Genomic DNA, 24302 nt, shown 5'->3' on the forward strand with positions numbered 1-24302 from the left:
CGTCGATCGGAACCGGGCTACCGGATTCCAGTCATACCGGCGGCCCAACGGGACGGCCCGCGGGATACCGCCGACCGGGTGAACGGGTCCTCGGCGCGGGGCGTGGCGTCCGGCTCAGGCCGCCAGTTCGTGTTCCGTACGCCGGGCCACCGCGCCCGCAAGGCCCAGGGTCACCGCCGAGCACAGCAGTCCCAGGCCCAGTGCCGTCCACCACAGGGCCGCCGCGCCGAGCTGGGTGTAGAGGGTGACGCCCAGGGTGAGGGCCGCGAACCGGGCAAGGCCCCAGGTCCAGGCGAAGGCGCCCTGGTAGCGACCGCGGGCATGGGCCGGGGCCAGGTTGGCGACCGTCGCCGCGGCGATACCGGAGACCACCACCTCGCCCAGGGACCAGACCGCCACCGAGAGGGCGTAGCCCGCGAGGCTGTCCGCCAGGCCGGTCAGGGCCACCCCGAGGGCGATCAGCGCGCCGCCCGCGCTCTGCACCGGGAACTGCGGGAGCCCGGCCAGCCGGGCCGTCGCGAGCGGCTGGAGCAGTACCACCAGCACGGCGTTGACCGCCGCCATCGCCCCGTACACGGCGGGGGAGAGTCCGCTGTCGTGGATGGCCATCGGGAGGGCGACCTCGGTGAGCGAGTAGACGAAGAGCTGGACGCCGAAGAGGCCCAGGAGGGCGAGCAGCAGCCGGTCGCGGAACACCACGCCGTAGCCCACGCCCTCGCCCTCGCCCTCGCCCTCCTTCGCCGACCGGGCCGTTGCCGCCGCCGGCCGGGCCGGCTCGCGCAGCCGGGTCACGACCACGACGGCGTACACGAGCATGGAGGCGGCATCCACGGCGAACAGCAGCCAGTAGCCGCGCGCGGCCAGGAAGCCGCCGAGGACGCCGGCCACCGCGGTACCGATGTTCACCCCCCAGCTGAGCAGGGCGTACGCCCGCTGCCGGTGGGCGGCGTCGACCGTGTCGGCCATCAGCGCGTACGCCGCCGGGCCCACCGTCGCGCCCGCCGCACTGATCAGCAGGGCCGCGGCGGCCATCGTGGCCACCCCCGGCGCCACGAACAGTGCGCCCTGCGCCGCCGCCGCGCCGAGGAGCCCGATCAGCATCGTCGGGCGGCGTCCGATCCGGTCCGCCAGCAGCCCGCCGGCGGCCGGGCCGAGCAGGTGGCCCGCGCCCAGGGCGCCGAGGACGTACGAAGCCTCGGTTCCGGAGACCCCGCGGTCGGCGAGGAAGAAGACGAGGAACGGGGTGACCATGAAGCCGAGTCGGTTGACCACGGTGCCGGCGAAGACGGTCCAGACGGTGGCCGGGAGTCCGCGGAAGGTCGAGAGCATGGCGGAGGGCTTGGCGGAGGGCTTGGCGGAGCGCTGGGCAGGAGGCATGGGAGGAGCGTGCGGCCCGGACACCGCGCCCACGGAATGATTAAGCTCAGGCCGAATCCAATGGGTTGGCCGGAGGGGGCCGGTGTGGAATCGGAGTTGAGTTTTTCCGCTGCGGACCTGGCACAGACACGGTTTGCGGTCTCGCCCATGTGGGAGGTGGTGACCAGCTACCGGCTGCTCCGAGATCCCGCCGCATCCCCGCTGCACCACCGCTGGGCGGCCCAGGTCAGGCCCCGGGTGGCCGCCGCCGGGCTGGACCGCGGCTGGCTCGCCGAACTGGTGCCGGCCCAGGGCTATCTGGCCGATTTCCTCAACCCGACCCCCGGCAGGCCGTTCCCCGAACTCTCCGCCGAGCTGGCGCAGATCCGGCAGAGCCGGCCGGAGCGGGTCCGGACCGAACTGGACATGCTGACCGCCGGCCGGACCGCCGGCCGGACCGTCGGCCAGACCGCCGGCCAGACAGGCTCCCGGACCGGCTCCCCGGACGGCGTCCCGGGCTCCACCGCCCGGCTCCGGCTGCTGCGCGAGGCGCCCGAACAGGCCCTGGCCAAGGTCACCGAGGAGATCGAGGCCTACTGGGAGCTCGCCCTCGCCCCGTACTGGTCCCGGGTCCGCCGCCTGCTGGAGGCGGACGTCTTCCACCGGGCCCGCCAGGTCGCCGAGCACGGCTCCGCGCACGTCCTCAACGAGCTGCACGAGAGCGTCCGCTGGGACGCCGGCACGCTGACGCTGCTCCGCCGCCACTGCTCGCTCGGCCGGGACCAGGCCGGCGCCGGGCTGCTGCTGGTGCCTTCCGTGTTCACCTGGCCGCGCGTCCTGACCCGGATCACCCCGCCCGATCCGCCCCAGCTCGCCTATCCGGCCCGGGGCGTGGGCACCCTGTGGGAGCCGCGGCGGACCGATGCCGCCGAGGCGGTCGCCGGTGTGCTCGGCCGCTCGCGCGCGCTGCTGCTGGCCGAACTGGACACGCCCGCCTCGACCACCCGGCTCGCGCTGCTCTGCGGCCTGTCCGCGGCCGGGGTCTCGCAGCACCTGACCGCACTGCGGGCCGCCCGGCTGGTCACCGCGCACCGCAGCGGGCGGTCGGTGCTGTATGCGCGTACGGCCATCGCGGACGCCCTGCTGGGGGTGCAGCCGGAGTCGATCGCGTCGCCGCCGTAGCCGTAGCCGTACGTACGGGCGTACGGGCGTACGGGCGCACCGGTCCTCAGCCGCAGAGCAGCGCCGCGAAGAGGTCCAGCTTGTGGTCCAGCCGGGAGAGGTCCCGGCCGGTCGGCGGACGGGCACTGGACCCGCTCCCCGCGCTCGGTGGCCTTCAACAGTTCGGCGTTCCGCCGCTATCGGCTGCCGCAGTACGCCGACGTCCCGCGCACCGAGGTGCACTTCATGGAGACCTCGGACGCGATCGGCCCGCTGGGCGCCAAGTCGATGAGCGAGAGCCCCTTCAACCCGGTGGCACCTGGCGGCAGCGCCGCGCGGAGGTCACCTTCGACTGCGCCACCCTGCTCGCCACCCGCCTCGACGGGAAGGATCTCGACGAGGCGGGGGTGGTTCGGGGCCGTGGTCTCCGGGAGGTGACGGCCTCGGGCCGTGGCGAGGTAAGCCGGCCGGGGTCGGGCCGTGGCCGGGTCAGGCCGTGGCGAGGGAGATCTCGGTGGCCTTGATCAGCGCGACCACCGGGGATCCGGCGGCCAGGCCGAGCGCCTGCACGGCGTCCGCGGTGATGGCGGCGGTGAGCCCGCCCCCGTCCACGTCCACCTTGACCGAGGCCATGGCCGGACCGGTGGCCACGTCGGCCACGGTGCCGGACAGCTGGTTGCGGATGGAGATCCCCTCGACCGGGCCGGTGGCCAGAGCCACCTCGGTGGCCTTGACCAGCGCCGTGACGGCAGTGCCGGACGCGATGCCGAGGTCCTTGACCGCGTCGGCGGTGATGGCGGCGACGATGTCCTGGCCGCCCTCCAGACGGACCTTGACCGCGGCCATGGCCTCACCGGTGGTGACGGCCGTGACGGTGCCGGCGATCTGGTTGCGGATGCTCAGGCTCATGAAACGTTCCTCATTGTTTGGAGCTAGGTGGGGCCGTTGAAATGCCCCACCCTGCCGACGCTAACCGCCGGGCCCCGGCCCCGTGTTCAACCACTCGCATCCGCGGGCCGGAAGCACCCCATCAGGCGGCGGATGCGATCCGGAGGTCACCCGAGGAGGTCTTCACGGTGAGCCGGGCGGCCACGCCCGGATCCGTCGGCACCGAGATGTCACGGTCCCCCGAGCCGGTCGAGGCCTCCACCCGGTACGGGCCGCCCGGGACCGTCAGCCCGACATCGCCGGAGCTCGTCTCGGCCTCGGCCGACCGCGGCGCCTTCTCGAACCCCAGCCGCACGTCACCCGAGCCGGACCTGGCCTCCGCGGCCGGACCGCCCAGCGCCGTACCGGTGATCGAGCCCGAGGACGTACGGACCTTCAGCGGGCCGGTGATCCGGTCCGCCTTCACGTCCCCGGAGGAGGAGCGCAGCTCGGCCGCCGCCACACCGGTCACCTTCAGGTCCCCGCTGCTGCTCTCCAGCTTCACCGTGGCCGCGGCCGGGACCTTCAGTTCGTAGTCGATGGTGCAGGTGTCGTGGTCGCAGCCGTCGCTGAAGGTCAGCACCCCGCCGGACACCCGATGGCCGGGCCGGGGGACGGTGTCGCCCGAGTAGCGGACCGTGCGGTGGATCGTCACGCCCGGGCCGTCCCCGGGCGTGACGATGACGGACCCGGACCGGGTGTCCTTCAGCTCGACCGCCGTGACGGCCTCCATGACCGTGACGTCCGAGGTGACCGTCTTCCGTTCCTCCACGAGCGAGCAACCACCCGCCGCCAGGGCGGCGGTGAGGGCGAGCGCCGTGGCGGCGAGAGCCGGGCGGGGACGGAAACGCGAGCGGTGGCGCGGGCAGGGGCGGACGATGCGGTGAAAGGCCATAGGGCCATCCTGGCCGCGCGCCCGCCCGGATCCGATGGTGCTGGACCCCCAACCCACCGGGGGTTAACCCCCGTTCGAAGGCGACTACGCGTCGGACATCTGGGGCATCTCCCCGACCGTGGTGGACACGTCGATCACCGCAAAGGCCGCACCCTGCTGGTCGGAGAGCGCCGCGAAGCGGCCGAACGGGCTGTCCATCGGGCCGAAGTGCAACTCACCGCCACGGGCCTTGGCCTTCTCCACCGCGGCATCGCAGTCCGGCACGGTGAAGTAGACCTGGATGTAGGAGGGGACCTCGGCGGGGAACTCCTCGCCCATCTTCATCCGGCCCAGCACCGGGCTCGGCTCCTTGCCGACGCTGAACACCGTGAAGTCCATGCCGGCCGCCTCCGGGTCGTCGCCCGGCTCCATCTTCTGCGCCTGGTAGGGGAACACCTGGGTGAAGAAGGAGTCGGCCTTGGCCGGTTCGCGGGTGAAGACCTCGGCCCACGCGTAGGAGCCGTTCTCGCCCATCTTCTCGAAGCCCTTGTGCTCGCCGGGCTGCCAGACGCCGAAGATGGCGCCGCTGGGCTCCTGGGCCAGCAGCATCGAGCCGAACGAACCGACCTGCATGGGCTCCATGAGGATCTTGCCGCCGGCCGTCTTCACCTTCTCGGCCGTGGCGGCCACATCGGACGAGGCGAGGTAGAGGCACCAGGCAGAGGGCATGTCCTCGCTGCCGGGCATGGGCGGGACCACGGCCGCGACCGCCTTCCCGTCGGAGTAGGCCTGCGTGTAGTTGCCGAACTCGGTCGCGGCCTCGCCGTAGGTCCAGCCGAGTACGTCCGCATAGAAGCTCTTGGCACCCTCCACGTCGTTGAACATGGCGTCGGCCCAGCACGGGGCGCCGTCGGAGAAATCAGTCATGATCCACCCACTCCTGTCGCATGTGCGCTGATTCCCACGCTAGGCCGGGGGTCTGACAATCGCGCGGGGAGCGCGGCGCCGGGGCAGGCTGGAGGCATGAACACGGAGCACACCGAGAACACCTTCAGGCTCGCCCAGCAGCCGGAGGCCGACGAACTGCTCGGGCGCAGCCCGCTCGCCGCCCTGGTCGGCATGCTGCTCGACCAGCAGGTACCGATGGAGTGGGCGTTCACCGGCCCCTGGACCATCGCGCAGCGGCTGGGGTCCGAGGATCTGGACGCCCACGCGATCGCCGCGTACGACCCGGAGGCCTTCGCCGCGCTCCTCTCCGAGAAGCCGGCCGTGCACCGCTACCCGGGGTCGATGGCCAAGCGCGTGCAGCAGCTGTGCGCTTATCTGGTCGAGCACTACGGGGGCGATGCGGCGGCCGTCTGGGCGGACGCGGACACCGGCGCGGAACTGCTGCGCAGGCTGAAGGCCCTGCCGGGCTTCGGGGAGCAGAAGGCCCAGATCTTCCTGGCCCTGCTGGGCAAGCGGATGGGGGTGCGCCCGACGGGGTGGCGCGAGGCGGCCGGCGGCTACGGCCCGGCCGGCGTGTACCGCTCGGCGGCGGACATCACCGGCCCGGAGTCCCTGGCGAAGGTGCGCGCGTACAAGCAGCAGGCCAAGGCCGCCGCCAAGGCGGCCAAAGCCGGCTGACCGGACCGGCCGCACCTGCGCCGAGCCCCGGCCCCAGCCTGGCTCGGCGCCCGGCCCGCCCGGCCCCAGCCCCGCCCGGCTCAGCCCGGCTCGGCGCCCAGCCCCAGCCCCGCTCGGCCCAGCCCGGCTCGGCGCCCGGCTCCAGCCCCGCCCGGCCCGGGGGCGGGCTCAGCGCCGTCGGCGCGCCGTGCCGAAGATCGAACGGGAGATCTCGCGCCCCAGCTGTGTGCCGACCGACCGGGCCAGCGAGCGGAACAGCCCGCTGCCCACCACCTGTTCCGCCAGTGACGGCGCCGGCTTGGGCGCGCCCTTCGCCGCCGCCTTCGCCTGCTTCTCCGCTTCCGCCGCCGCGGCAGCCGCCTCCGCCGCCTGTTCCGCAGCCGCCTGCTCCGCGCTGATCTTCTCGTACGCCGACTCCCGGTCGACCGCCTCCGCGTACCGCGGGTACAGCAGCGACCCCTTGACCGCCGCGTCCAGCGCAGCCGCGTCCACCGGGCCCATCAGGGACTGCGGCGCGCGCAGCCGGGTCGCCGCCACCGGGGTGGGCGCACCGGTCTCGCTCAGCACCGTGACCACCGCCTCGCCGGTGCCCAGCCGGGTGAGCAGTTCCTCCAGGTCGTACTCCGAATGGGGGAACGTCTTCACCGTGGCCTTCAGCGCCTTCGCATCGTCCGGGGTGAAGGCCCGCAGCGCGTGCTGCACCCGGTTGCCGAGCTGGGCCAGTACGTCCGAGGGCACGTCCTTCGGCGTCTGGGTCACGAAGAACACGCCGACCCCCTTCGACCGGATCAGCCGCACCGTCTGGGTGATCGACTCCAGGAACGGCTTCGACGCCCCGTTGAACAGCAGGTGTGCCTCGTCGAAGAAGAACACCAGCTTGGGCCGGTCCAGATCGCCGACCTCCGGCAGGTCGTTGAAGAGATCGGCCAGCATCCACATCAGGAAGGTGGAGAAGAGCTGGGGCTTGTCCTGCACCTCCGGGAGTTCCAGCACGGAGACCACCCCGCGGCCGTCCGCCGCCGTCCGCAGGAATTCACTGGTGTCGAACTCGGGCTCGCCGAAGAACTCCGCGGCACCCTGCTGCTCGAATGCGGTGAGGGCCCGGAGAATCACTCCCGCGGTGACCGTGGACAGTCCGCCGATGCCCTTCAGTTCCGGTTTCCCACGGTCGGAAACCAGGAATGCGACCACCGCCCGGAGATCCTTCAGATCGACGAGTTCGAGGCCTTTGGAATCCGCGTAGTGGAAAATCAGCCCGAGCGATTGCTCCTGTGTCTGGTTGAGCTGGAGGACCTTCGACAGGAGGACCGGGCCAAAACTGGTGACGGTGGCCCGCACCGGAATTCCCGGGCCGATACCGCCCAGTGAGTAGAACTCGCTCGGAAATCCGGTGGGCACCCACTCCTGAGCGACCTCCTTCGCCCGTGCGGCGACCTTCTCACCTGCCGCACCCGGCGCCGAGATTCCCGACACATCGCCCTTGATGTCGGCGAGGAACACCGGCACGCCGTTCGCCGACAGCTGTTCGGCGATCAGCTGGAGCGTCTTGGTCTTGCCGGTGCCGGTGGCCCCCGCGACCAGGCCGTGCCGGTTGAGCATCGCCAGCGGAATGCGGATCTGGCGCTCCGGCAGGCACGTCCCGTCCCAGAGCAGAGCCCCCAGGTCGAGCGCGGGCCCGGTGAAGGCGTAACCGGCGGCGATCTCCTCGGCCGCGCTGCTGTCGCTCATCTCTCACTCCCGAAATAGCCCTGTTTGACACCTTTGCATCAACAGCACACGGCTGCGCCCGCAGGCACCGGCCCGGTAGGCTTTCCGTGTGATCTTCAAGCGCATCGGAAACGGGCGGCCGTACCCCGACCACGGCAGGGAAACCACCCGGCAGTGGGCGGACGTCGCGCCGCGCCCGGTCCGGCTCGACCAGTTGGTGACCACCAAGGGACAGCTGGACCTCGAGACGCTGCTCGCCGAGGACTCGACCTTCTACGGCGATCTTTTCGCGCACGTCGTGAAATGGCAGGGCGATCTCTACCTGGAGGACGGGCTGCACCGCGCCGTCCGCGCCGCGCTGCAACAGCGCCAGGTACTCCATGCGCGTGTGCTCGAACTGGGCTGATTGCGGGCTGATTGCGCCTTTCGGGTCTGCTCTGCACTATCAGCAGATCATTTGGTAGGCATCGCCACCGGGCCGCACTACGCTGCGCCCATGAGCATGCTCACTCCCCCCGGCATGGGCGGAAAGTACCGCGTAACGGGAGCCGCTTACCCCCGCATGTCCCGTCCCCGGCGCCGCCGCCGGATCGTGCTCGCCGTCGTCGGCGCCGTGCTGGCCCTCGGCCTGCTCGGCTACGGGACGCTCCAGGTCGTCGACGTGTTCCGCGGTGACGGGAAGAAGACGGCCGCCGCCGGCACGGACTGCGTCCAGGGCAAGCACGGAAAGCCTGCGGCCCCGGCCGCCGTCACCAAGGCTCCCGCCGTGGCGCTCCCCCAGCCCGGCCAGATCACGGTCAACGTCTACAACGCCACCCCCCGGTCCGGCCTGGCCAAGTCCGTCGGCGACGAGCTGCGCAAGCGTGGGTTCGTCGTCGGCAAGGTCGGCAACGCGCCGCCCGACTTCGACAAGAAGGTCCCCGGTCCCGGGATACTGCTCGGCTCCGCCCGGACCGACAAGGCGGCCTACTCGGTTCTCGGCACCCAGCTGGCCGGCACCACCCAGCAGACCGACACCCGCGAGACCGCGGACATCGACCTGATCCTGGGCGACGGCTTCAAGGACCTCAACACCAAGCAGGACGCGGACAAGGCACTGGCCGTCCTGGCCAATCCCGCGCCCGCGCCCTCGCAGAAGTGCTGAACCCCTGGTCCGGTCCCGTACGCGTGCGGGAGGCCGGACCGCGCGGCTACTCGGCCGCGCCGTACATCCGGTCGCCCGCGTCGCCCAGGCCCGGCACGATGTAGCCGTGCTCGTTGAGCCGCTCGTCCACGGAGGCGGTCACCACCGTCACCGGCTGGCCGGCCAGGTCGCGCTCCATGACCTCGATGCCCTCGGGAGCGGCCAGCAGCACCACCGCCGTGACATCGTCGGCACCGCGCTTGATCAGCTCCTGGATCGCCGCGACCAGGGTGCCGCCGGTGGCCAGCATCGGGTCCACGACGTACACCTGGCGGCCCGAGAGGTCCTCCGGCATGCGCGTGGCGTACGTGGAGGCCTCCAGGGTCTCCTCGTTGCGGACCATGCCCATGAAGCCCACCTCGGCGGTCGGCAGCAGCCGCACCATGCCGTCGAGCATGCCGAGGCCGGCCCGCAGGATCGGCACCACCAGCGGGCGCGGGTGGGACATCTTCACCCCGGTGGTCGGACCGACCGGGGTCTCGATGTCGGCCTGCTCGGTGCGCACGTCCCGGGTGGCCTCGTACGCGAGCAGGGTCACCAGCTCGTCGGCGAGCCGCCGGAAGGTCGGGGAATCGGTGCGCTTGTCGCGCAGGGTGGTCAGTTTGTGCGCCACCAGCGGGTGGTCGACGACGTGAATCCGCATAACCCCACAGTAACCGCGCTGACCGCCCTGTGAGACCGCCCCGGCGTCCCTCCGCCTCACTCCCCCTCACTCACCTGCCTTGCTCCGTCCGAACACTGGCATCAATCCGCCTCCCGGGGGGAAGGTGGGGGCGGGGGGTCTGCTTCGCGACGCGAAGGAGGAGACGGACCAGCCTGGGATGGTGGCCGATGCCCGACAACCTGACGAGCACGGAAGAAGAGGAGCCCGAGACGGCGGCGCAGCGCCGGGCCCGCCGCGCCCAGTTCCTGCGTGAGCTGAACGAGGCACGGGAACTGCGCGACCGGGTGCAGCCGCGGCGCGCCCGGGCCGCCCGGATGCGCCAGCAGATGCGGATGCGTACGTTCCGCTGGTGACCCGGGCACGGCGCACCACCCCGCCGGCACAACTCCACCCCCCTCCGCACCCCTCCACAACCCCCCGAGCAGCACTCGCGTCGCGCGGCACGGCACGACGCAAGCGCGGAAGACCTCTCGCAAAGCCGCTGTTTCTGCCACGATGCCGATGGGGCGGGGCACGAAACGGCACGCACGACGGCCGTTCCACCCCCCAACCTCCGGCCGGGGGGACCTCCAACCGGCATCACGCCTATGACCAGTGGGAGAGTCACGGTGTACTTCGCCGCACTGCTCGCGCGCACCGAAGACGGGTGGGAAGCGAGCGACATGGAACTCGACGACGTCGAGTCGCTGACGGATCTGACCGATCTCGCCCGCGCCGCCGCGGTCGACGAGGACACGGTGGTCGCCTTCATCGAGCAGGAAGGCGTCTGGTTCGGCGTCGTCCGGGTCGACGGTGAGGACGATCCGCGGATCTTCGTCTCCAATGCCGCGTCGGCGGCTCGCAGCTCGTACGGCTCGATGCTCACCGACGAGCTGCTGGGCCGCGACGAGGACGACGACAACGAACTCGACGAGCTGGACCTCGACGGCACCGAGGACGGCGAGGAAGAGGCGGTCGCCGCCTACGAGGAGGAAGACGACGACGCAGACGACAGTGAGGCGCGGGCCGGCGCCGACCCGGCACCCATCGGCCCGCTCGGCGACGGCGACCTGCTGGCCGACCTCGGGGTGAGCCGCAAGCAGCTGCTGGTCATCGACGGGGATGCCCTCGGCGAGCTCGCGGAGACCCTGGGCGCGACCGACGTGCTGGAGGCCGTCCGCTAGTGGGCCCGATGCACGACCCCGATCCCCTGCGGGACCCGTGGCAGGACGCCATGCGCCTGGCGCTGGCGGAGGCGGCCCGGGCGGTGCCGGCCGGTGACGTGCCGGTCGGCGCCGTCGTGCTCGGCCCGGACGGCAGCGTGCTCGCCTCCGGGCACAACGAGCGCGAGGCCGTCGGGGACCCCACCGCACACGCCGAAGTCCTCGCCCTCCGGCGGGCCGCGTCGGCACTCGGCGCCTGGCGGCTCCCGGGCTGCACCCTGGTGGTCACCCTGGAGCCGTGCGTAATGTGCGCGGGCGCCCTGGTGCAGTCCCGCGTGGCGCGCGTGGTCTACGGCGCGGACGACGAGAAGGCCGGCGCGGCCGGCTCGCTCTGGGACCTCGTCCGGGACCGCAGGCTCAACCACCGGCCCGAGGTGATCCGCGGGGTGCTGGCAGCGGAGTGCGCGGAGCAGCTGACCGGCTTCTTCCGCACGCTCTGAGGCGTGGCCGGAGGCGTGGTCGAGGCGGCGCCGCACCCCGGCGCCCCTCCCGTGGGATACGGATTTCGGCGCACGGGGCTCCGTGGGCTAAGCTCTCTCTCGGTAGCGTGTCCGAGCGGCCGAAGGAGCACGCCTCGAAAGCGTGTGAGGGGGCAACTCCTCCGTGGGTTCAAATCCCACCGCTACCGCTCTGACCGAGAGCCCCGCCCCGCAAGGGTCGGGGCTCTCGGCTTTTCGGGTGGGGCCCGCGTGACCGGCCGGGGCCGGGCGCGTTGTCACGGCATGACCACGACCCGGCGCATGCTCGCCGCCATCGCCCTCGCGGGGGCCGCCACGGGCCTCGCCGCCCCCGCCGCCTCCGCCCTCCCGGTGGCCCCGCTGACCCTCCCGGACCTGCCCTCGGCGGCACCCGGCATGCCGGCCGCCGCCCAGCCCACGTCCGTACCGGAGATCGGCGGCAAGCTGAACGAGCTGAACAAGGCCGGCGAGCTGATGAACCTGCCGAACCACCTGGCGCCCCTGATCGACCCGCTGGCACCGGTCGTCGGCCTCGCCGGCGCGGTGCAGTAGCCCGACGAGCCTCGCCGGCCCCACCCGGCACCCCCGGCACCCCCAGCCACCCCGGCAACGCGCAGAAGGCCCCGACCAGGGGATCGGGGCCTTCTGACACGATGGTCGGGGGAAGCGGCGTCGGGGGGACAAAGCCGCTCCCCCCGATGAGGACGGGACCTTCCAGTCGGAGCCGCAGTCAGGGGGGAAGCTTGCGGCTCGGACCCCGCAGTGAGGCCCTGTCCCTTGCCCTCCGGTTTCCTGCCAGAACCGGTGGGCACGTGAACAATCCTGCGCCCCTGCCTGCCGTGGATCCCGCGGCGAAGGGCCCGTTGTGGCGGGTCGTTGGTCCTTAAAGACCGGGTGAGTGTCCGAACCCGACCGGTTACACTCACCGGAGTTCGCAGGACCGGCAGGGGAGGCCGAAACCGCTCGTGGACACCAAGAAGCTCATCACGGGCGCCCTCACCGTGTTCGTTCTCTTCGTCATCATCACCCAGCCGAAGCGCGCCGCCGAGATGGTGGAAATCGGTTTTCAGGGCATATCGGATGCGGCCCAGGGAATCGGCGAGTTCATGACCGAACTGGTGAACTGAACCCGTACGCCGGTGCACGCCGGTGCGGTTTCCGGACAAACCAGCCCTCCACTCCGACGGGTGGAGGGTTTTCCGTACACCGGCCCCACAACCGCCACGATCCAATGTCCAACTTGCCCTCAACACGGCGATATACGGTGCTTGCACACAGTGCACATGTCTTGTGATGCTATGACCGCTTTTGACGGATGAGACGGGCGACTCGGCCGAGTCGGCCGAGAGGACATCGATAGGGGTGGCGTGACCGTGCCGGCCAGTACTGCGCCTCAGGTGCCACCCCAGCAGGAGCCCCCCGAGGAACCCCCTGCGGCCTCCCGGCCGCAGAGCCGGGGGGCCGACACCCGGGCCCTCACCCAGGTCCTCTTCGGGCAGCTGAAGGGCCTGGAACCGGGCACCAGCGAGCACACGAGGGTCCGTGGGGCCCTGATCGAGGCCAACCTCCCGCTGGTCCGCTACGCAGCCGCCCGCTTCCGCAGCCGCAACGAGCCGATGGAGGACGTGGTCCAGGTCGGCACCATCGGCCTGATCAACGCCATCGACCGGTTCGACCCGGACCGCGGTGTGCAGTTCCCGACCTTTGCGATGCCCACCGTGGTGGGAGAGATCAAGCGCTACTTCCGCGACAACGTCCGCACCGTCCACGTGCCCCGCCGACTGCACGAACTGTGGGTCCAGGTGAACGCCGCCACCGAGGACCTCACCACCCTGCACGGCAGGGTGCCCACCACCCCGGAGATCGCCGAGCGGCTGCGGATCACCGAGGAGGAGGTGCTGTCCTGCATCGAGGCCGGGCGCTCCTACCATGCGACCTCGCTGGAAGCGGCCCAGGAGGGTGACGGGATGCCCGGCCTGCTCGACCGGCTGGGCTACGAGGACCCCGAGCTGGCCGGCGTCGAGCACCGCGACCTGGTCCGCCATCTGCTCGTACAACTGCCCGAGCGCGAACAGCGGATTCTCCTCCTCCGCTACTACAGCAATCTGACGCAGTCGCAGATCAGCGCGGAGCTCGGGGTTTCACAGATGCACGTCTCCCGGCTGCTGGCCCGGAGCTTCGCTCGACTCCGATCCGCAAACAGGATCGAGGCGTAACCGGATCGGGTGGAGATCCTCGCAGCGTTTCCCGACAGATCGGGCTCATTCCCGTCTGTCGCTGCACTGATATGTCGACTTGGCGCTACAGCGTGTTGCCGACATGTGACATTCTGCTGGAACCGCGTTTGCCGCAGCCCCGCCTCCGGTATTCAGGTGGAGGCTGCGTTCCTCCGACGGGCGCGCCCGACGCGACCGTCCGCGACCTCAAGGGGGTGGCATGTCCGTAGACCAGGGCAGCTCCAAGGTGCTCACACTCGTCAAGAGCGTGGCCCCTACGGCACCTGCAGCGTCTGACCGCTCGGAAGCCATCGACACCCGCACCCTCTCCCGCTCCCTCTTCCAGCGACTCGCCGCCCTGGACGCGGACAGCCCGGAACGGACCTATGTACGCGACACCCTGATCGAGCTGAACCTCCCGCTCGTGCGGTACGCCGCGGCCCGCTTCCGCAGCCGCAACGAGCCGATGGAGGACATCGTCCAGGTCGGCACCATCGGCCTGATCAAGGCGATCGACCGGTTCGACTGCGAACGCGGCGTGGAGTTCCCGACGTTCGCGATGCCGACGGTCGTGGGCGAGATCAAACGATTCTTTCGGGACACGTCCTGGTCCGTCCGGGTCCCGCGCCGGCTCCAGGAGCTGCGCCTCGCCCTGACCAAGGCCAGTGACGAGCTCGCCCAGAAGCTGGACCGCTCGCCAACCGTGCCCGAACTGGCCGCCGTCCTGGGCGTATCCGAGGAAGAGGTGGTCGACGGGCTCGCGGTCGGCAACGCGTACACGGCCTCCTCGCTGGACTCGCCCTCCCCGGAGGACGAAGGCGGCGAGGGCTCCCTCGCGGACCGCCTCGGCTACGAGGACACCGCGCTGGAAGGGGTCGAGTACCGCGAGTCGCTCAAGCCGCTGCTGGCCAAACTCCCGCCCCGAGAACGGCAGATCATCATGCTGCGCTTCTTCGCGAACATGACCCAGTCGCAGATCGGCGAAGAGGTCGGCATCTCGCAGATGCACGTCTCCCGGCTGCTCACCCGCACCCTCGCCCAGCTCCGGCAGGGCCTGATCGGCGAGTAGCCGGCCGCAGCGCTCTGGTCATTTGACGCAGCGTCAGGAACACTGGCGCGATGCGAAGGGGAGCGCTGGGCGCGCTGACTCTGCTGACCGCGTGCGTGGCCGCCACAGCCGCCCTGACCGGCTGCGGCGGCCCGGCCCGCGACGGCTTCGTGGCCGTGGGGGCGGCGGGCGCCGGGCCGGAACGCGCGCCGGGAGAGACCGTGCCACCCAAGGGCGGGGTGGAGTTCCAGCCGCTGGCGGCGCCGCCTGCCGCCCCGCCGGGCAGTTCCAGCAGCTCGAGCGATTCGAGCGGTTCCGGCAGCTCACAGACATCGAGTACGTCGCCCGCTGCAGCCGACCCGGCAGCCCCGCCGGGCTCCGGCGCACCCGGAACCCCGCCGGGCCACAACGGCGGCTCCGGCAGCCCGGGCACGACACCGCCCGGCACGGCGGGGCCCATGCCGCCCGGCACCCCGACCGCACCCGGGACCACCCCGGGCCGGCCCACGAGTCCGCAGACCCCGCCGGGCAGCCGGCCCACGACACCGCCGGCACCCGGCAAGCCGGGCACCACGCCCCCGGCCACCCCGGCGCAGCTGACCCTCGGTACGCCGGTGCGCGCGGCCACCGGTGACCGCTGGTGCGAGAAGGTCACGGTCGGGTTCACCAATACCGGCACCACCGCGGCCCGTTCGGGCACGGTGACCTTCACCACCCACATCCTGGGCAATGTGCTGGGCCTGAGCTGGGGCACGATCACCAGCACCCAGCCGCTGCCCGCTCCCATCGCGGGCGGGAGCACCCAGACCCGGACCTTCACCGTGTGCCTGGAGGCATGGCGGGTCCCGCTGGGATGGCACATCGAAACCCGCCAGGTCAGCGCGACCTGGCGCTAGCCGGTTCCGGGCCCGCCGGTTCTAGCGGAGGGCCAGCCAGGCCACGGCGCCGATCAGCAGCACCATGCCGAAGGCGAAGCCCAGCCAGGAGACCGACGTCGAGCCGGAGGCCCGCCGGCCGCGACCGGCGGTCGCTCCCTGCCGGGCCGGCTCGCCCTCGTCGACGAAGGCACGGAACATCTGCGTGCTGCCCGCGGGGTCGTAGTTGCCCTCGGGGCCCTGTGCGTTGTTGTGTGCAGCCATGGAGCAGGACCCTAGCGGGTTTTCCCTTTCCTTTACCGCTCTCCGCCCCGGATTCATTTGCTTGTAGCAACCATCCGCTTCTATGGTTGCCCTAAGCAACAAGATGGGGAGGGTCCGTGCTGAGCCACTACCAGGAACTGGCCCGCCAGCTGACCGGCATCGGCGCGGTCAAGCGGGATCTCGCCCGGACTCTCCCCGCCGACTGCCCGCCCGGGCCCGCCGCCGTGCTCACCGTCCTCAACCGGCACGGCGAGATGCGGCTCAGCCGGCTCTCCGAGCTGCTCGCCATCGACATCTCGGTGACCAGCCGGCACGTGGCCCATGTCGCCGAGCGCGGCTGGATCGACCGCGACCCCGACCCGGTCGACGGCCGCTGCCGCATCCTCCGGCTCACCCCGGCGGGCCGCCGGCTCCTGGCCGAGCTCGCCGGCCGGTACACGGCCGCGCTGGAACGGGCACTGGCCGACTGGTCCGCCGAGGACATCGCCGTACTGAACACCCTGCTGGCCCGACTCCGATCGAGCTTCTGACACCGACACCCGAAGGACACCCATGGCGACGACCACACCCACCGGGGTGCGGGGGGAGAGCCAGTCGGAGACCGCGACCACCGCGCCCGACGGCACCACCCCCATGACACCCATGACCCCGATGACCCATCCGCAGATCATGAAGGCGCTGTCCGGGCTGATGCTCGGCATGTTCGTGGCGATCCTGTCCTCCACGATCGTCTCCAACGCCCTGCCGCAGATCATCACCGAGCTCGGCGGCACCCAGTCCTCGTACACCTGGGTGGTCACCGCGGCCCTGCTGTCGATGACCGCCACCACCCCGCTCTGGGGCAAGCTGGCCGACCTCTTCAGCAAGAAGCTGCTGGTACAGATCGCCCTGGTGATCTACGTCCTCGGCTCGGTGGTCGCAGGCCTGTCCCAGAACACCGGCACCCTCATCGCCTGCCGCGTGGTCCAGGGCATCGGTGTCGGCGGCCTGTCCGCCCTCGCGCAGATCGTGATGGCCGCGATGATCTCCCCGCGGGAACGCGGCCGGTACAGCGGGTACCTCGGCGCCGTGTTCGCCGTGGCCACCGTCGGCGGCCCGCTGCTCGGCGGGGTCATCACCGACACCGACTGGCTCGGCTGGCGCTGGTGCTTCTACGTGGGCGTGCCCTTCGCGGTGATCGCGCTGCTGGTGCTCCAGCGGACCCTGCACCTGCCGGTGGTGCGCCGCGAGGTGAAGGTCGACTGGCTCGGGGCGTTCCTGATCAGCGCCTCCGTGTCACTGCTGCTCATCTGGGTCACCCAGGCCGGCGACGCGTACGACTGGGTCTCCTGGCAGACCTGGGCCATGACCGGCGGCGCCCTGCTGCTCGGGATCCTCTTCGTCGTGGCCGAATCCCGGGCGAGCGACCCGATCGTCCCGCTGCGCCTGTTCCGCAACCCGACCATCTCGCTGGCCTCGGCCGCCTCGCTCTTCGTGGGCGTGGCCATGTTCTCCGGCACGGTGTTCTTCAGCCAGTTCTTCCAGCTGGCCCGCAACGAGTCGCCGACCATGTCCGGCGTCCTGACCATCCCGATGATCGGCGGCCTGTTCGTCTCCTCCACGGTCTCCGGGCAGATCATCACCAAGACCGGGAAGTGGAAGGCCTGGCTGGTATCCGGCGGTGTGCTGCTCACGGCCGGAATCGGGCTGCTCGGCAGCCTCCGCCACGACACCCCGTACTGGCACATCGCCGGGTTCATGGCCCTCACCGGTCTCGGCCTCGGGATGATGATGCAGAACCTGGTGCTCGCCGCGCAGAACCAGGTGGCCCCGGAGGACCTGGGCTCGGCCAGCTCGGTGGTCACCTTCTTCCGGTCGCTCGGCGGCGCGATGGGCGTCTCGGCGCTCGGCGCCCTGATGGCCCACCAGGTCACCGGTTACGTGAAGGACGGCCTGACGGCCCTCGGCCCGAAGGCGGCGGCCCTGGGGCACGGCGGTACCGCCGGGGGCGGCATCCCCGACCTCGACAAGCTCCCGGTGCCGTTCCGCGAGGTGATCGAGACGGCGTACGGGCACGGCGTCGGCGACGTCTTCCTGTACGCGGCACCGACCGCGCTGGTGGCGCTGGTGCTGGTGGTGTTCATCAAGGAGGTGGCCCTGAAGTCCCACCCGGCTCCGGAGCCCGCCACTGCTGCATCCGCGGATACGGCGGCCAAGGCGTAACGAAGGGCCGACGGGGTGGGGGGGCCGGCGGGGCGGGCCGGGCCGGCTCAGGCCGGTCGCCCGGTGTTGGCCTCGATCCCGGCGACCAGGACCTCGAGTGCGGCCCTGAACTCCTCCTCGGAGGAACGGCGGACGGTGCCGCCGCAGCCCTGGAGGAACTGTATGACGGCGAGATGGGCGCCGGCCCTGGCGGGCTCCGCCAGACCGGCGCTCTCCAGCGTCCGCAGCAGCGCCGTGTCGAAACCCCGGGCGTGCGGGCCGATGTTGGGGTACTCGGCGGCCAGCTGCCCGGCCCAGGGATGGCCGGCCAGCACCCGCCGGTAGCCGCCCGCCAGCTTCCGCAGCCGGCTGTCCCAGCCGGCTGCGGCCCTGGGGCCGGATGCGGGGGCGGGGGGCAGGGCCAGCTCGCCCATCACCCGGTCCAGGGCGAGCTCCAGCAGATCGTGCTTGGTGTCGACGTACCAGTACAGGGACATCGCGGTGACCCCGAGCCGTCCCGCCAGCCGCCGCATGGAGAACCGCCCGAGGCCGTCCGCGTCCAGCAGCTCCACGGCCGCGCCGGTGATCCGCTCCCGGTCCAGCCCGGACGGTGCCGTCCCGCCGGGCCTCCGGCGCTGTCCGCCGGAGGCCCTGACGGCCAGCCAGACACTGATCCGAGCGGGTTCGGTCGAAGTCACCATGGGGCACCCTCCTGGGGCGCCCGACGTCCAGCCCGGTATGCCCGGTGCGCCCCCTTCATGCTAGAGCGTGCCACACCCTGCCCACCGCCCCTTCCCCCATCCCGCGCAGCTTCCGGACCGTCAGGCCTTCGGTGCGGTCAGGTCGTACAGCGTCACCCCTCCCACCTCCACTGCCTGGTACCGCTCCGCCACCCACTCCGCGATCTCACCACTTCCGGAACCGGTCAGCCCGGCACCCCGCGTGCCCTCGCCGCCGCCCACGAAGTAGTGGATCTTCCCGGCGCGCACGTACTCCTGGAACTGCGCCATCGTCGGCGACGGATCGCTCCCGTTGAACCCGCCGATCGGCATCACCGGCCGCTTGCTCGCCAGCTGATGGCTCGCGGCGTTCTGCGCGCCCACGGTGGCCGCCGCCCAGGTGTACCGGTCCGCGTCCTTCTGCAGCAGCGCGGTCACCTTCGCATCGACCCGGGCCCCGTTCAGCAGCCCGCCCATGGGACCACCGGGTCCGCCGGCCGCCTCACCACCGGGCCCGCCGCCGGGCATCATCCGGGGTGCCCCGCCCGGCATCCCCCCGGCCTGCTGTCCCTGGCCCTGGCCCGGCCCCCGGCCCTGACCCCGGCCCTGGCCCGGCGCCGGAGCCTGCGCCTGCCCCTGCACAGGCCCCTCGCCGGCCCGCACCAACCGCGGCCCCCGGCCGCCCATACCGCCCTCGACCGCCGGACCCGCCGTCACGATCGAGCCCGTGTGTCCCGTGTTCACCGTGGTCAGGCAGTACGCCAGCGGCCCGGCCAGCACCGCGCCCAGGCCCAGTGCCGCCGCACTCAGCGTGAGGCCCCGCCCCAGCCGTCCGGCGGCAAGCAGTCCGGCCGCCGCGACGAGCCCGGCGCCCAGCACGGTCCAGCGCAGCCACGGCAGATAGTCCGGCGACCGTCCCAGCAGGACGTACGACCACCAGGCGGTCAGCGCCACCGTGCCCGCCAGGGTGGCAGCGGCGGCAAGGCCGTGCCGTTCCTCCCACAGCACCGCCGCGCCCATGCCGACCAGCGCCGCCACAAAGGGCGCCAGCGCCACCGTGTAGTACTCGTGGAAGATGCCCTGCATCCAGCTGAACACCACCATGGTGATCAGCAGCGCGCCGCCCCAGGCCAGGAAGGCCGCCCGGGCCATGCCCTCCAGCGAATCGGTGGCCCTCCGGGCCCGCCAGGTGACGATCAGGCCGGCCACCAGCAGCATCAGGGCTGCGGGGAGCAGCCAGGAGATCTGTCCGCCCACCCCGGTCGAGAACAGCCGGTCGATCCCGTTCTCCCCCCAGCCACCGCCTCCGCGTCCGGCGGGGGCCCCGTACCCGCCGGGGGGCCCGTAACCGTCGGGGAACCCGTACCCGCCGGGCCCGCCGGCTTCGACCGCCATGCCCCGCACGCTGCCCGGTTCATTCCCGTTGAGCCGGCCGAGCCCGTTGTAGCCGAAGGTCAGCTCCAGGAAGGAATTCGTCTGCGAGCCGCCGATGTACGGCCGGGAGGACGCGGGCCACAGCTCCACGATCGCCACCCACCAGCCGCCGGCCACCACCATCGCCAGCCCGGCCAGTCCCAGCTGGCCCAGCCGCCGGCGCAGCCGGGTCGGCGCGCAGACGGCGTACAGCACGGCCAGCGGTGGCAGGATCACAAAGGCCTGCAGGGTTTTCGTCAGGAAGGCGAGGCCCAGGACCACTCCCGCCCACACCAGCCACCGGGTGGCCGCGCCCTCGAGTGCGCGCAGCACGCAGTACACGGCCACCGTGAGCAGCAGGGTCAGCAGGGCGTCCGGGTTGTTGAACCGGAACATCAGCGCGGCCACGGGGGTCAGCGCGAACACGGTGCCGGACAGCAGCGCCGGGCCCGGTCCGAACTGCCGTCGCACCGAGGCGTACAGCACGGCGGTGGTGCCCACGCCCATCAGGGCCTGGGGCAGCAGAATCTGCCATGAGCCCAGCCCGAAGAGCCGTACCGACAGGGCCATCGGCCAGAGCGCGGCAGGTGGTTTGTCGACGGTGATGGAGTTCCCGGCATCCGAGGAGCCGAAGAAGAACGCCTTCCAGCTCTCGCTGCCCGCTTGAACGGCGGCGGAGTAGAAGGAGTTGGCGTAGCCGGATGCGCTCAGGTTCCAGAGCAGCAGGGCGGCGGTGCCCAGGAGCAGGGCGGCCAGGGCCGGGCGCTCCCAGCGGGGGCGTTCCGTGGTCATCGGGTGTCCTTCGGGTGCGGGGTCCGGCGCTCCGGAAAGACCCAGGCGCGGAAGAGCAGGAAGCGCAGCACGGTGGCCGCGAGATTGGCGGTGATCAGCACGGCGAGTTCGGTGCCGTGTGCGGGGTGGTCGGTGGCGGCGCTCAGCGCGGCCAGGGAGCCGCCGGTCAGGGCCAGTCCGATGCCGAAGACCAGCAGGCCCTGGGCCTGGTGGCGCAGGGCCCGGTCACGGCCGCGGACCCCGAAGGTGAGCCGCCGGTTGGCCGCCGTATTGGCGATCGTGGAGAGCAGCAGGGCGGCGGCATTGGCCGTCTGTGCCCCGGTCCCGAGCCGGAAGAGGGTGTACAGGGCCAGGTAGCCGAGGGTGGAGAGCACGCCGACCGCGCAGAAGCCGAGGAGCTGGCGGGCCAGGCCGCGGGGGACACCGGGCAGCTGCCGGTCCCGGGGGTCGTCGCCGAAGGGGCGGGCGAGCCGGTCCAGCGGCAGCGCGCCGACGGCCAGGGCCCGGCCCACCCGCCAGACGCCCTTGAGGTCCTCGGTGGCGGTGCGGACCAGGTGCACGGTCGAATCGGGGTCGTCGACCCAGTCGACCGGCACCTCGTGGATGCGCAGCCCGGCCCGCTCGGCGAGCACCAGCAGTTCGGTGTCGAAGAACCAGCCCGAGTCTTCCACCAGCGGCAGCAGCCGTTCGGCGACCTCCCGCCGGATGGCCTTGAACCCGCACTGTGCGTCGCTGAACCGGGCGGCCAGCGACGACCTCAGGATCAGGTTGTAGGCGCGGGAGACGAACTCCCGCTTGGCCCCGCGCACCACCCGGGAGCTGCGGGCAAGCCGGGTGCCGATGGCCAGGTCGGAGTGCCCGGAGAGGAGCGGGGCCACCAGCGGGAGGAGGGCGTTGAGGTCGGTGGAGAGGTCCACGTCCATATAGGCGAGGACGGGCGCCTCCGAGCGGGACCACACGGTCCGCAGGGCTCGGCCGCGGCCCTTCTCCTCCAGCCGGATGCCGCGTACGCCGTTCAGGCTCGCGGCGAGCGCGCTCGCCACTTCGGGAGTGCGGTCGGTGCTCGCATTGTCGGCGATGGTGATCCGGAAGGCGTACGGGAAGGTGAGGGTCAGATGCTCGTGCAGCTGGCGGACGCAGGGCCCGAGGTCCTTCTCCTCGTTGAAGACCGGGATCACCACGTCGAGTACGGGCTCGCCGGGCCGGGCGGCGAGCGGCGCCCGGGCCGGCAGGGAGCCGGTGGCCGGCAAGGCGCCGGCCGGAGAGGTGTCGGTTGGCATGCCCAGACCCTCGCGGGGCGGCCTGTCACCGCTGTGTGCTGAGCCTGTGGTCCGGCTGTGAGCTGTCCGCCGGCCGATGGCCTGGGGTCGAGGGATATCCCAGGGGCAGCCGGACGTCGAAGCAGGTGCGGCCGGGCTCGCTGTGGACCCCGACCTGGCCGCCGTGTGCCGTGACCACGGCCTGGACGATGGCCAGTCCCAGGCCGGTGGAGCCGGCATGCCGGGATCGGGAGGCGTCTCCACGGGCGAAACGCTCGAAGACATGGGGGAGCAGGGCGGGGGGAATGCCCGGGCCGTCGTCCTCGACCTGGAGGTGCACGGCAAACGTTTCACGTGAAACACGCGCAGTAACAGTGGTGTTGGCCGGTGTGTGGGTGCGGGCGTTGGCGAGGAGGTTGACCAGCACCTGCTGGATCCGGGCCGGATCGGCGTGGACCGGAGCGGGCTCGTCGGGGAGTTCGAGCCGCCAGTGATGGCCGGGGCCGGCCGCCCGGGCGTCGCTGACCGCGTCCACGACCAGAGGTGCCAGATCGATGTCCTGGCGGTCCAGTGGCCGGCCGGCGTCCAGTCGGGCCAGCAGCAGCAGATCTTCCACCAGCCCGGTCATCCGGGCGGCCTCGGACTCGATCCGGCCCAGGGCGTGCCGGGTGTCCGGTCCGGGTTCCTCCCGGCCCCGCCGGGTGAGTTCGGCGTATCCACGGATGGAGGCGAGCGGGGTACGCAGCTCGTGGCTGGCGTCGGCGACGAACTGCCGGACCCGGGTCTCACTCTCCTGGCGGGCGCTGAGGGCCGAACCGACATGGCCCAGCATCCGGTTGAGGGCTGCACCGACCTGGCCGACCTCGGTACGCGGATCGGCCTCGGCTTCCGGTACTCGCTCGTGCAGGGCCACCTCACCACTGTGCAGCGGGAGTTCGGAGACCCGGGTGGCGGTGGCGGCGACCCGCCGCAGCGGGCGCAGTGCGACCCCGACCAGGGCCTGCCCGGCCAGGCCGGCTGCGATAAGCCCGGCCACGGTCACACAGACCTCGACGGCGATCAGGGTGTTCACGGTGGAGTCGACCCCCGCGAGCGGGAAGGCGAGGGCGAGGGAGCCGTCGGCGGCGGCCAGCACCCGGTACCGGCCCAGCCCGGGCAGTTCCCGGTTCACTGCCTGCCCGGCGGCCTCGCGGGCGGCCCCCTCGAGGGCGGCGGTCTGGGCCGGGGTGAGCGGAGCCCGGTGATCGAGGGTGGGCACGTCCTCGGCCACCGTACGGGCGGCTGCGACGCTCCTGCCCTCGGAGTCCAGCCGGATGGCGACGGTACCGAGCGGGGCCCCGGGCGGCAGGCTGAGCAGGGAGTTCTCGGGGGCCGCCCGCCCGGGCTTCATGCCCGGACCCCGTAGGGACATCTCGACGGCCGTCCGCAGCTGCCCGTCCAGCTGGTTCACCAGGTAGGAGCGCAGGGCGAGCGTGGTGACCGCCCCGATCGCCGCCCCCACGACGGCGATCAGGGCAACCGCGGACACCACCAGCCGGGTCCGCAGGGACCTGTTCCGGAACGGCTTGCGGGGCACTACTCGCCCGGCTTGATCAGGTATCCGGCTCCACGGCGGGTGTGGATCATCGGGCTGCGGCCGGGCCCGCTCTCCAGCTTGCGCCGCAAGTAGGAGATGTAGAGCTCGACCACATTGGCCTGGCCGCCGAAGTCGTAGGACCAGACCCGGTCGAGGATCTGTGCCTTGCTGAGCACGCGGCGCGGATTGCGCATCAGATAGCGGAGCAGCTCGAACTCGGTCGCGGTGAGGTGGATCTCCTGGCCTCCCCGGCTGACCTCGTGGCTGTCCTCGTCCAGTCGCAGATCCCCGACGACCAGGACGGAAGCGCCGCGGGCGGCCTGGGCGGCCCCGGAGCGGCGGACCAGCCCGCGCAGCCGGGCCACCACCTCTTCCAGGCTGAACGGCTTGGTGACGTAGTCGTCCCCGCCGGCCGTCAGCCCGGCGATCCGGTCCTCCACCGAGTCCCTGGCGGTCAGGAACAGCACCGGGACCTGCGGGAGCTCCCTGCGGAGCCGCCCGAGGACGGCCAGTCCGTCCATGTCGGGCAGCATGATGTCGAGGACCACGGCATCCGGCCGGAACTGCCGGGCCGCCCGCACGGCCGCCGCCCCGTCGGCGGCGCTGCGCACCTCGCAGCCCTCGTAGCGCAGGGCCATGGAGAGAAGCTCGGACAGCGCGGCCTCGTCGTCGACGACAAGGATCCGGCAGGGGCTGCCGTCGGGGCGGACCAGGGACCCGGCATGGGGCGTGGAGAGGGACGTGGACGCGGTGGAGGTGGTCGTCGCAGTCATGGCGACCACGCTCGCCCCCGCCTCTGAG

Annotated in this window: 26 protein-coding genes, 1 tRNA gene and 1 pseudogene; 16 read left to right on the forward strand and 12 right to left on the reverse strand. The window is 72.0% G+C overall.

The window, feature by feature from the left end; genetic code table 11:
• Positions 1-114 precede the first annotated feature (114 nt).
• A complete protein-coding gene (locus DEJ50_RS15740; RefSeq protein ID WP_223837771.1) occupies positions 115-1377 on the reverse strand; it encodes an MFS transporter in 1263 nt (420 codons plus the stop codon).
• A 60-nt stretch (positions 1378-1437) separates the two neighbouring features.
• On the opposite strand from DEJ50_RS15740, the gene DEJ50_RS15745 reads away from it, so the two are divergent.
• Both DEJ50_RS15745 and DEJ50_RS35605 read left to right on the forward strand, forming a co-directional pair.
• Positions 1438-2538 (forward strand): ArsR/SmtB family transcription factor, encoded by a 1101-nt coding sequence (locus tag DEJ50_RS15745; protein ID WP_223837772.1) that lies wholly within the window; start codon positions 1438-1440, stop codon positions 2536-2538.
• A gap of 159 nt (positions 2539-2697) precedes the next feature.
• Positions 2698-2955 (forward strand): annotated as a pseudogene (locus tag DEJ50_RS35605) (hypothetical protein); the annotation flags it as partial.
• 51 nt (positions 2956-3006) lie between these two features.
• On the opposite strand, the gene DEJ50_RS15755 reads toward DEJ50_RS35605, so the two are convergent.
• The 3 genes from DEJ50_RS15755 to DEJ50_RS15765 form a co-directional block, all read right to left on the reverse strand.
• Positions 3007-3426, reverse strand: coding sequence for a molybdopterin-binding protein (locus DEJ50_RS15755; protein ID WP_150208627.1), 420 nt, complete (start codon positions 3424-3426; stop codon positions 3007-3009).
• Positions 3427-3547: 121 nt separating this feature from the next.
• Positions 3548-4339, reverse strand: coding sequence for a DUF4097 family beta strand repeat-containing protein (locus DEJ50_RS15760; RefSeq protein WP_150208628.1), 792 nt, complete (start codon positions 4337-4339; stop codon positions 3548-3550).
• A gap of 84 nt (positions 4340-4423) precedes the next feature.
• Entirely contained in the window at positions 4424-5245 is an 822-nt protein-coding gene (locus DEJ50_RS15765) for a VOC family protein (protein WP_150208629.1), read from the reverse strand.
• A gap of 96 nt (positions 5246-5341) precedes the next feature.
• On the opposite strand from DEJ50_RS15765, the gene DEJ50_RS15770 reads away from it, so the two are divergent.
• Positions 5342-5944: an HhH-GPD-type base excision DNA repair protein gene (locus tag DEJ50_RS15770; RefSeq protein WP_150208630.1), complete on the forward strand. Its 603-nt coding sequence runs from the start codon at positions 5342-5344 to the stop codon at positions 5942-5944.
• 168 nt (positions 5945-6112) lie between these two features.
• Here DEJ50_RS15770 and DEJ50_RS15775 read toward each other — a convergent pair whose 3' ends face one another.
• A complete protein-coding gene (locus tag DEJ50_RS15775) occupies positions 6113-7672 on the reverse strand; it encodes a helicase HerA-like domain-containing protein (protein WP_150208631.1) in 1560 nt (519 codons plus the stop codon).
• Positions 7673-7760: 88 nt separating this feature from the next.
• On the opposite strand from DEJ50_RS15775, the gene DEJ50_RS15780 reads away from it, so the two are divergent.
• Together DEJ50_RS15780 and DEJ50_RS15785 are read left to right on the forward strand one after the other, a co-directional pair.
• The gene (locus DEJ50_RS15780) at positions 7761-8057 is read left to right on the forward strand and encodes a type II toxin-antitoxin system VapB family antitoxin (protein ID WP_099173160.1); all 297 of its coding nucleotides are present in this window, start codon (positions 7761-7763) and stop codon (positions 8055-8057) included.
• A 90-nt stretch (positions 8058-8147) separates the two neighbouring features.
• Positions 8148-8795, forward strand: coding sequence for a LytR C-terminal domain-containing protein (locus DEJ50_RS15785; protein WP_150208632.1), 648 nt, complete (start codon positions 8148-8150; stop codon positions 8793-8795).
• A gap of 46 nt (positions 8796-8841) precedes the next feature.
• Here the strand turns inward: DEJ50_RS15785 and upp are convergent, their stop codons facing one another.
• Positions 8842-9477, reverse strand: a complete 636-nt coding sequence (upp, locus tag DEJ50_RS15790; protein ID WP_150208633.1) for a uracil phosphoribosyltransferase — start codon at positions 9475-9477, stop codon at positions 8842-8844.
• 188 nt (positions 9478-9665) lie between these two features.
• Here upp and DEJ50_RS15795 point away from each other — a divergent pair, with 188 nt between their 5' ends.
• The 9 genes from DEJ50_RS15795 to DEJ50_RS15830 all read left to right on the forward strand — a co-directional run bounded on the left by DEJ50_RS15795 (position 9666) and on the right by DEJ50_RS15830 (position 15318).
• On the forward strand, positions 9666-9851 hold the full coding sequence (locus tag DEJ50_RS15795) for a hypothetical protein (RefSeq protein ID WP_150208634.1): 186 nt from the start codon (positions 9666-9668) through the stop codon (positions 9849-9851).
• Between the two features lie 255 nt (positions 9852-10106).
• On the forward strand, positions 10107-10661 hold the full coding sequence (locus tag DEJ50_RS15800) for a hypothetical protein (RefSeq protein WP_150212162.1): 555 nt from the start codon (positions 10107-10109) through the stop codon (positions 10659-10661).
• Between the two features lie 8 nt (positions 10662-10669).
• The gene (gene tadA, locus DEJ50_RS15805; protein ID WP_150208635.1) at positions 10670-11140 is read left to right on the forward strand and encodes a tRNA adenosine(34) deaminase TadA; all 471 of its coding nucleotides are present in this window, start codon (positions 10670-10672) and stop codon (positions 11138-11140) included.
• A gap of 101 nt (positions 11141-11241) precedes the next feature.
• Positions 11242-11328: transfer RNA gene (locus tag DEJ50_RS15810), tRNA-Ser, on the forward strand.
• Positions 11329-11422: 94 nt separating this feature from the next.
• Positions 11423-11710 carry a hypothetical protein gene (locus DEJ50_RS15815; RefSeq protein WP_190344519.1) on the forward strand — a complete coding sequence of 96 codons (288 nt, stop codon included), beginning with the start codon at positions 11423-11425 and terminating at the stop codon, positions 11708-11710.
• Between the two features lie 413 nt (positions 11711-12123).
• On the forward strand, positions 12124-12285 hold the full coding sequence (locus tag DEJ50_RS33950) for a hypothetical protein (RefSeq protein ID WP_190344521.1): 162 nt from the start codon (positions 12124-12126) through the stop codon (positions 12283-12285).
• Between the two features lie 246 nt (positions 12286-12531).
• On the forward strand, positions 12532-13374 hold the full coding sequence (locus DEJ50_RS15820; protein ID WP_411757609.1) for an RNA polymerase sigma factor SigF: 843 nt from the start codon (positions 12532-12534) through the stop codon (positions 13372-13374).
• A 220-nt stretch (positions 13375-13594) separates the two neighbouring features.
• Positions 13595-14443, forward strand: a complete 849-nt coding sequence (locus DEJ50_RS15825) for an RNA polymerase sigma factor SigF (RefSeq protein ID WP_150208638.1) — start codon at positions 13595-13597, stop codon at positions 14441-14443.
• A gap of 50 nt (positions 14444-14493) precedes the next feature.
• On the forward strand, positions 14494-15318 hold the full coding sequence (locus DEJ50_RS15830) for a hypothetical protein (protein WP_150208639.1): 825 nt from the start codon (positions 14494-14496) through the stop codon (positions 15316-15318).
• 21 nt (positions 15319-15339) lie between these two features.
• Here the strand turns inward: DEJ50_RS15830 and DEJ50_RS15835 are convergent, their stop codons facing one another.
• Positions 15340-15561: a hypothetical protein gene (locus DEJ50_RS15835; protein ID WP_150208640.1), complete on the reverse strand. Its 222-nt coding sequence runs from the start codon at positions 15559-15561 to the stop codon at positions 15340-15342.
• Between the two features lie 116 nt (positions 15562-15677).
• Between DEJ50_RS15835 and DEJ50_RS15840 the strand changes: the two genes are divergently transcribed.
• Positions 15678-16091, forward strand: coding sequence for a MarR family winged helix-turn-helix transcriptional regulator (locus tag DEJ50_RS15840; protein ID WP_150208641.1), 414 nt, complete (start codon positions 15678-15680; stop codon positions 16089-16091).
• A gap of 22 nt (positions 16092-16113) precedes the next feature.
• Positions 16114-17763, forward strand: a complete 1650-nt coding sequence (locus DEJ50_RS15845) for an MDR family MFS transporter (RefSeq protein WP_150208642.1) — start codon at positions 16114-16116, stop codon at positions 17761-17763.
• A gap of 47 nt (positions 17764-17810) precedes the next feature.
• Here DEJ50_RS15845 and DEJ50_RS15850 read toward each other — a convergent pair whose 3' ends face one another.
• The 5 genes from DEJ50_RS15850 to DEJ50_RS15870 form a co-directional block, all read right to left on the reverse strand.
• Positions 17811-18443 (reverse strand): TetR/AcrR family transcriptional regulator, encoded by a 633-nt coding sequence (locus tag DEJ50_RS15850; RefSeq protein WP_150208643.1) that lies wholly within the window; start codon positions 18441-18443, stop codon positions 17811-17813.
• 120 nt (positions 18444-18563) lie between these two features.
• Positions 18564-20666: a glycosyltransferase family 39 protein gene (locus DEJ50_RS15855; RefSeq protein WP_150208644.1), complete on the reverse strand. Its 2103-nt coding sequence runs from the start codon at positions 20664-20666 to the stop codon at positions 18564-18566.
• Entirely contained in the window at positions 20663-21946 is a 1284-nt protein-coding gene (locus tag DEJ50_RS15860; RefSeq protein ID WP_150208645.1) for a bifunctional glycosyltransferase family 2/GtrA family protein, read from the reverse strand. Before DEJ50_RS15860 ends, DEJ50_RS15855 begins: the two co-directional genes overlap by 4 nt.
• Positions 21947-21971: 25 nt before the next feature.
• Positions 21972-23453 (reverse strand): sensor histidine kinase, encoded by a 1482-nt coding sequence (locus tag DEJ50_RS15865; protein ID WP_411757610.1) that lies wholly within the window; start codon positions 23451-23453, stop codon positions 21972-21974.
• 47 nt (positions 23454-23500) lie between these two features.
• Entirely contained in the window at positions 23501-24274 is a 774-nt protein-coding gene (locus tag DEJ50_RS15870) for a response regulator transcription factor (RefSeq protein WP_150208647.1), read from the reverse strand.
• Between the last annotated feature and the right edge of the window lie 28 nt (positions 24275-24302).

The sequence above is a fragment of the Streptomyces venezuelae genome, assembly GCF_008642295.1.
GTDB lineage: Bacteria > Actinomycetota > Actinomycetes > Streptomycetales > Streptomycetaceae > Streptomyces > Streptomyces venezuelae_C.

Coding starts and splice junctions, on each gene's coding strand:
- upp (WP_150208633.1), bottom strand. CDS start 9,477: ATGCGGATTCACGTCGTCGACCACCCGCTGGTGGCGCACAAACTGACC.
- DEJ50_RS15850 (WP_150208643.1), bottom strand. CDS start 18,443: ATGGTGACTTCGACCGAACCCGCTCGGATCAGTGTCTGGCTGGCCGTC.
- DEJ50_RS15815 (WP_190344519.1), top strand. CDS start 11,423: ATGACCACGACCCGGCGCATGCTCGCCGCCATCGCCCTCGCGGGGGCC.
- DEJ50_RS15870 (WP_150208647.1), bottom strand. CDS start 24,274: ATGACTGCGACGACCACCTCCACCGCGTCCACGTCCCTCTCCACGCCC.
- DEJ50_RS15795 (WP_150208634.1), top strand. CDS start 9,666: ATGCCCGACAACCTGACGAGCACGGAAGAAGAGGAGCCCGAGACGGCG.
- DEJ50_RS15765 (WP_150208629.1), bottom strand. CDS start 5,245: ATGACTGATTTCTCCGACGGCGCCCCGTGCTGGGCCGACGCCATGTTC.
- DEJ50_RS15760 (WP_150208628.1), bottom strand. CDS start 4,339: ATGGCCTTTCACCGCATCGTCCGCCCCTGCCCGCGCCACCGCTCGCGT.
- DEJ50_RS15830 (WP_150208639.1), top strand. CDS start 14,494: ATGCGAAGGGGAGCGCTGGGCGCGCTGACTCTGCTGACCGCGTGCGTG.
- DEJ50_RS15740 (WP_223837771.1), bottom strand. CDS start 1,377: ATGCCTCCTGCCCAGCGCTCCGCCAAGCCCTCCGCCAAGCCCTCCGCC.
- DEJ50_RS15770 (WP_150208630.1), top strand. CDS start 5,342: ATGAACACGGAGCACACCGAGAACACCTTCAGGCTCGCCCAGCAGCCG.
- DEJ50_RS15745 (WP_223837772.1), top strand. CDS start 1,438: ATGGGTTGGCCGGAGGGGGCCGGTGTGGAATCGGAGTTGAGTTTTTCC.
- DEJ50_RS15845 (WP_150208642.1), top strand. CDS start 16,114: ATGGCGACGACCACACCCACCGGGGTGCGGGGGGAGAGCCAGTCGGAG.
- DEJ50_RS15775 (WP_150208631.1), bottom strand. CDS start 7,672: ATGAGCGACAGCAGCGCGGCCGAGGAGATCGCCGCCGGTTACGCCTTC.
- DEJ50_RS15835 (WP_150208640.1), bottom strand. CDS start 15,561: ATGGCTGCACACAACAACGCACAGGGCCCCGAGGGCAACTACGACCCC.
- DEJ50_RS15825 (WP_150208638.1), top strand. CDS start 13,595: ATGTCCGTAGACCAGGGCAGCTCCAAGGTGCTCACACTCGTCAAGAGC.
- DEJ50_RS15860 (WP_150208645.1), bottom strand. CDS start 21,946: ATGCCAACCGACACCTCTCCGGCCGGCGCCTTGCCGGCCACCGGCTCC.
- DEJ50_RS15855 (WP_150208644.1), bottom strand. CDS start 20,666: ATGACCACGGAACGCCCCCGCTGGGAGCGCCCGGCCCTGGCCGCCCTG.
- DEJ50_RS15755 (WP_150208627.1), bottom strand. CDS start 3,426: ATGAGCCTGAGCATCCGCAACCAGATCGCCGGCACCGTCACGGCCGTC.
- tadA (WP_150208635.1), top strand. CDS start 10,670: ATGCACGACCCCGATCCCCTGCGGGACCCGTGGCAGGACGCCATGCGC.
- DEJ50_RS15785 (WP_150208632.1), top strand. CDS start 8,148: ATGAGCATGCTCACTCCCCCCGGCATGGGCGGAAAGTACCGCGTAACG.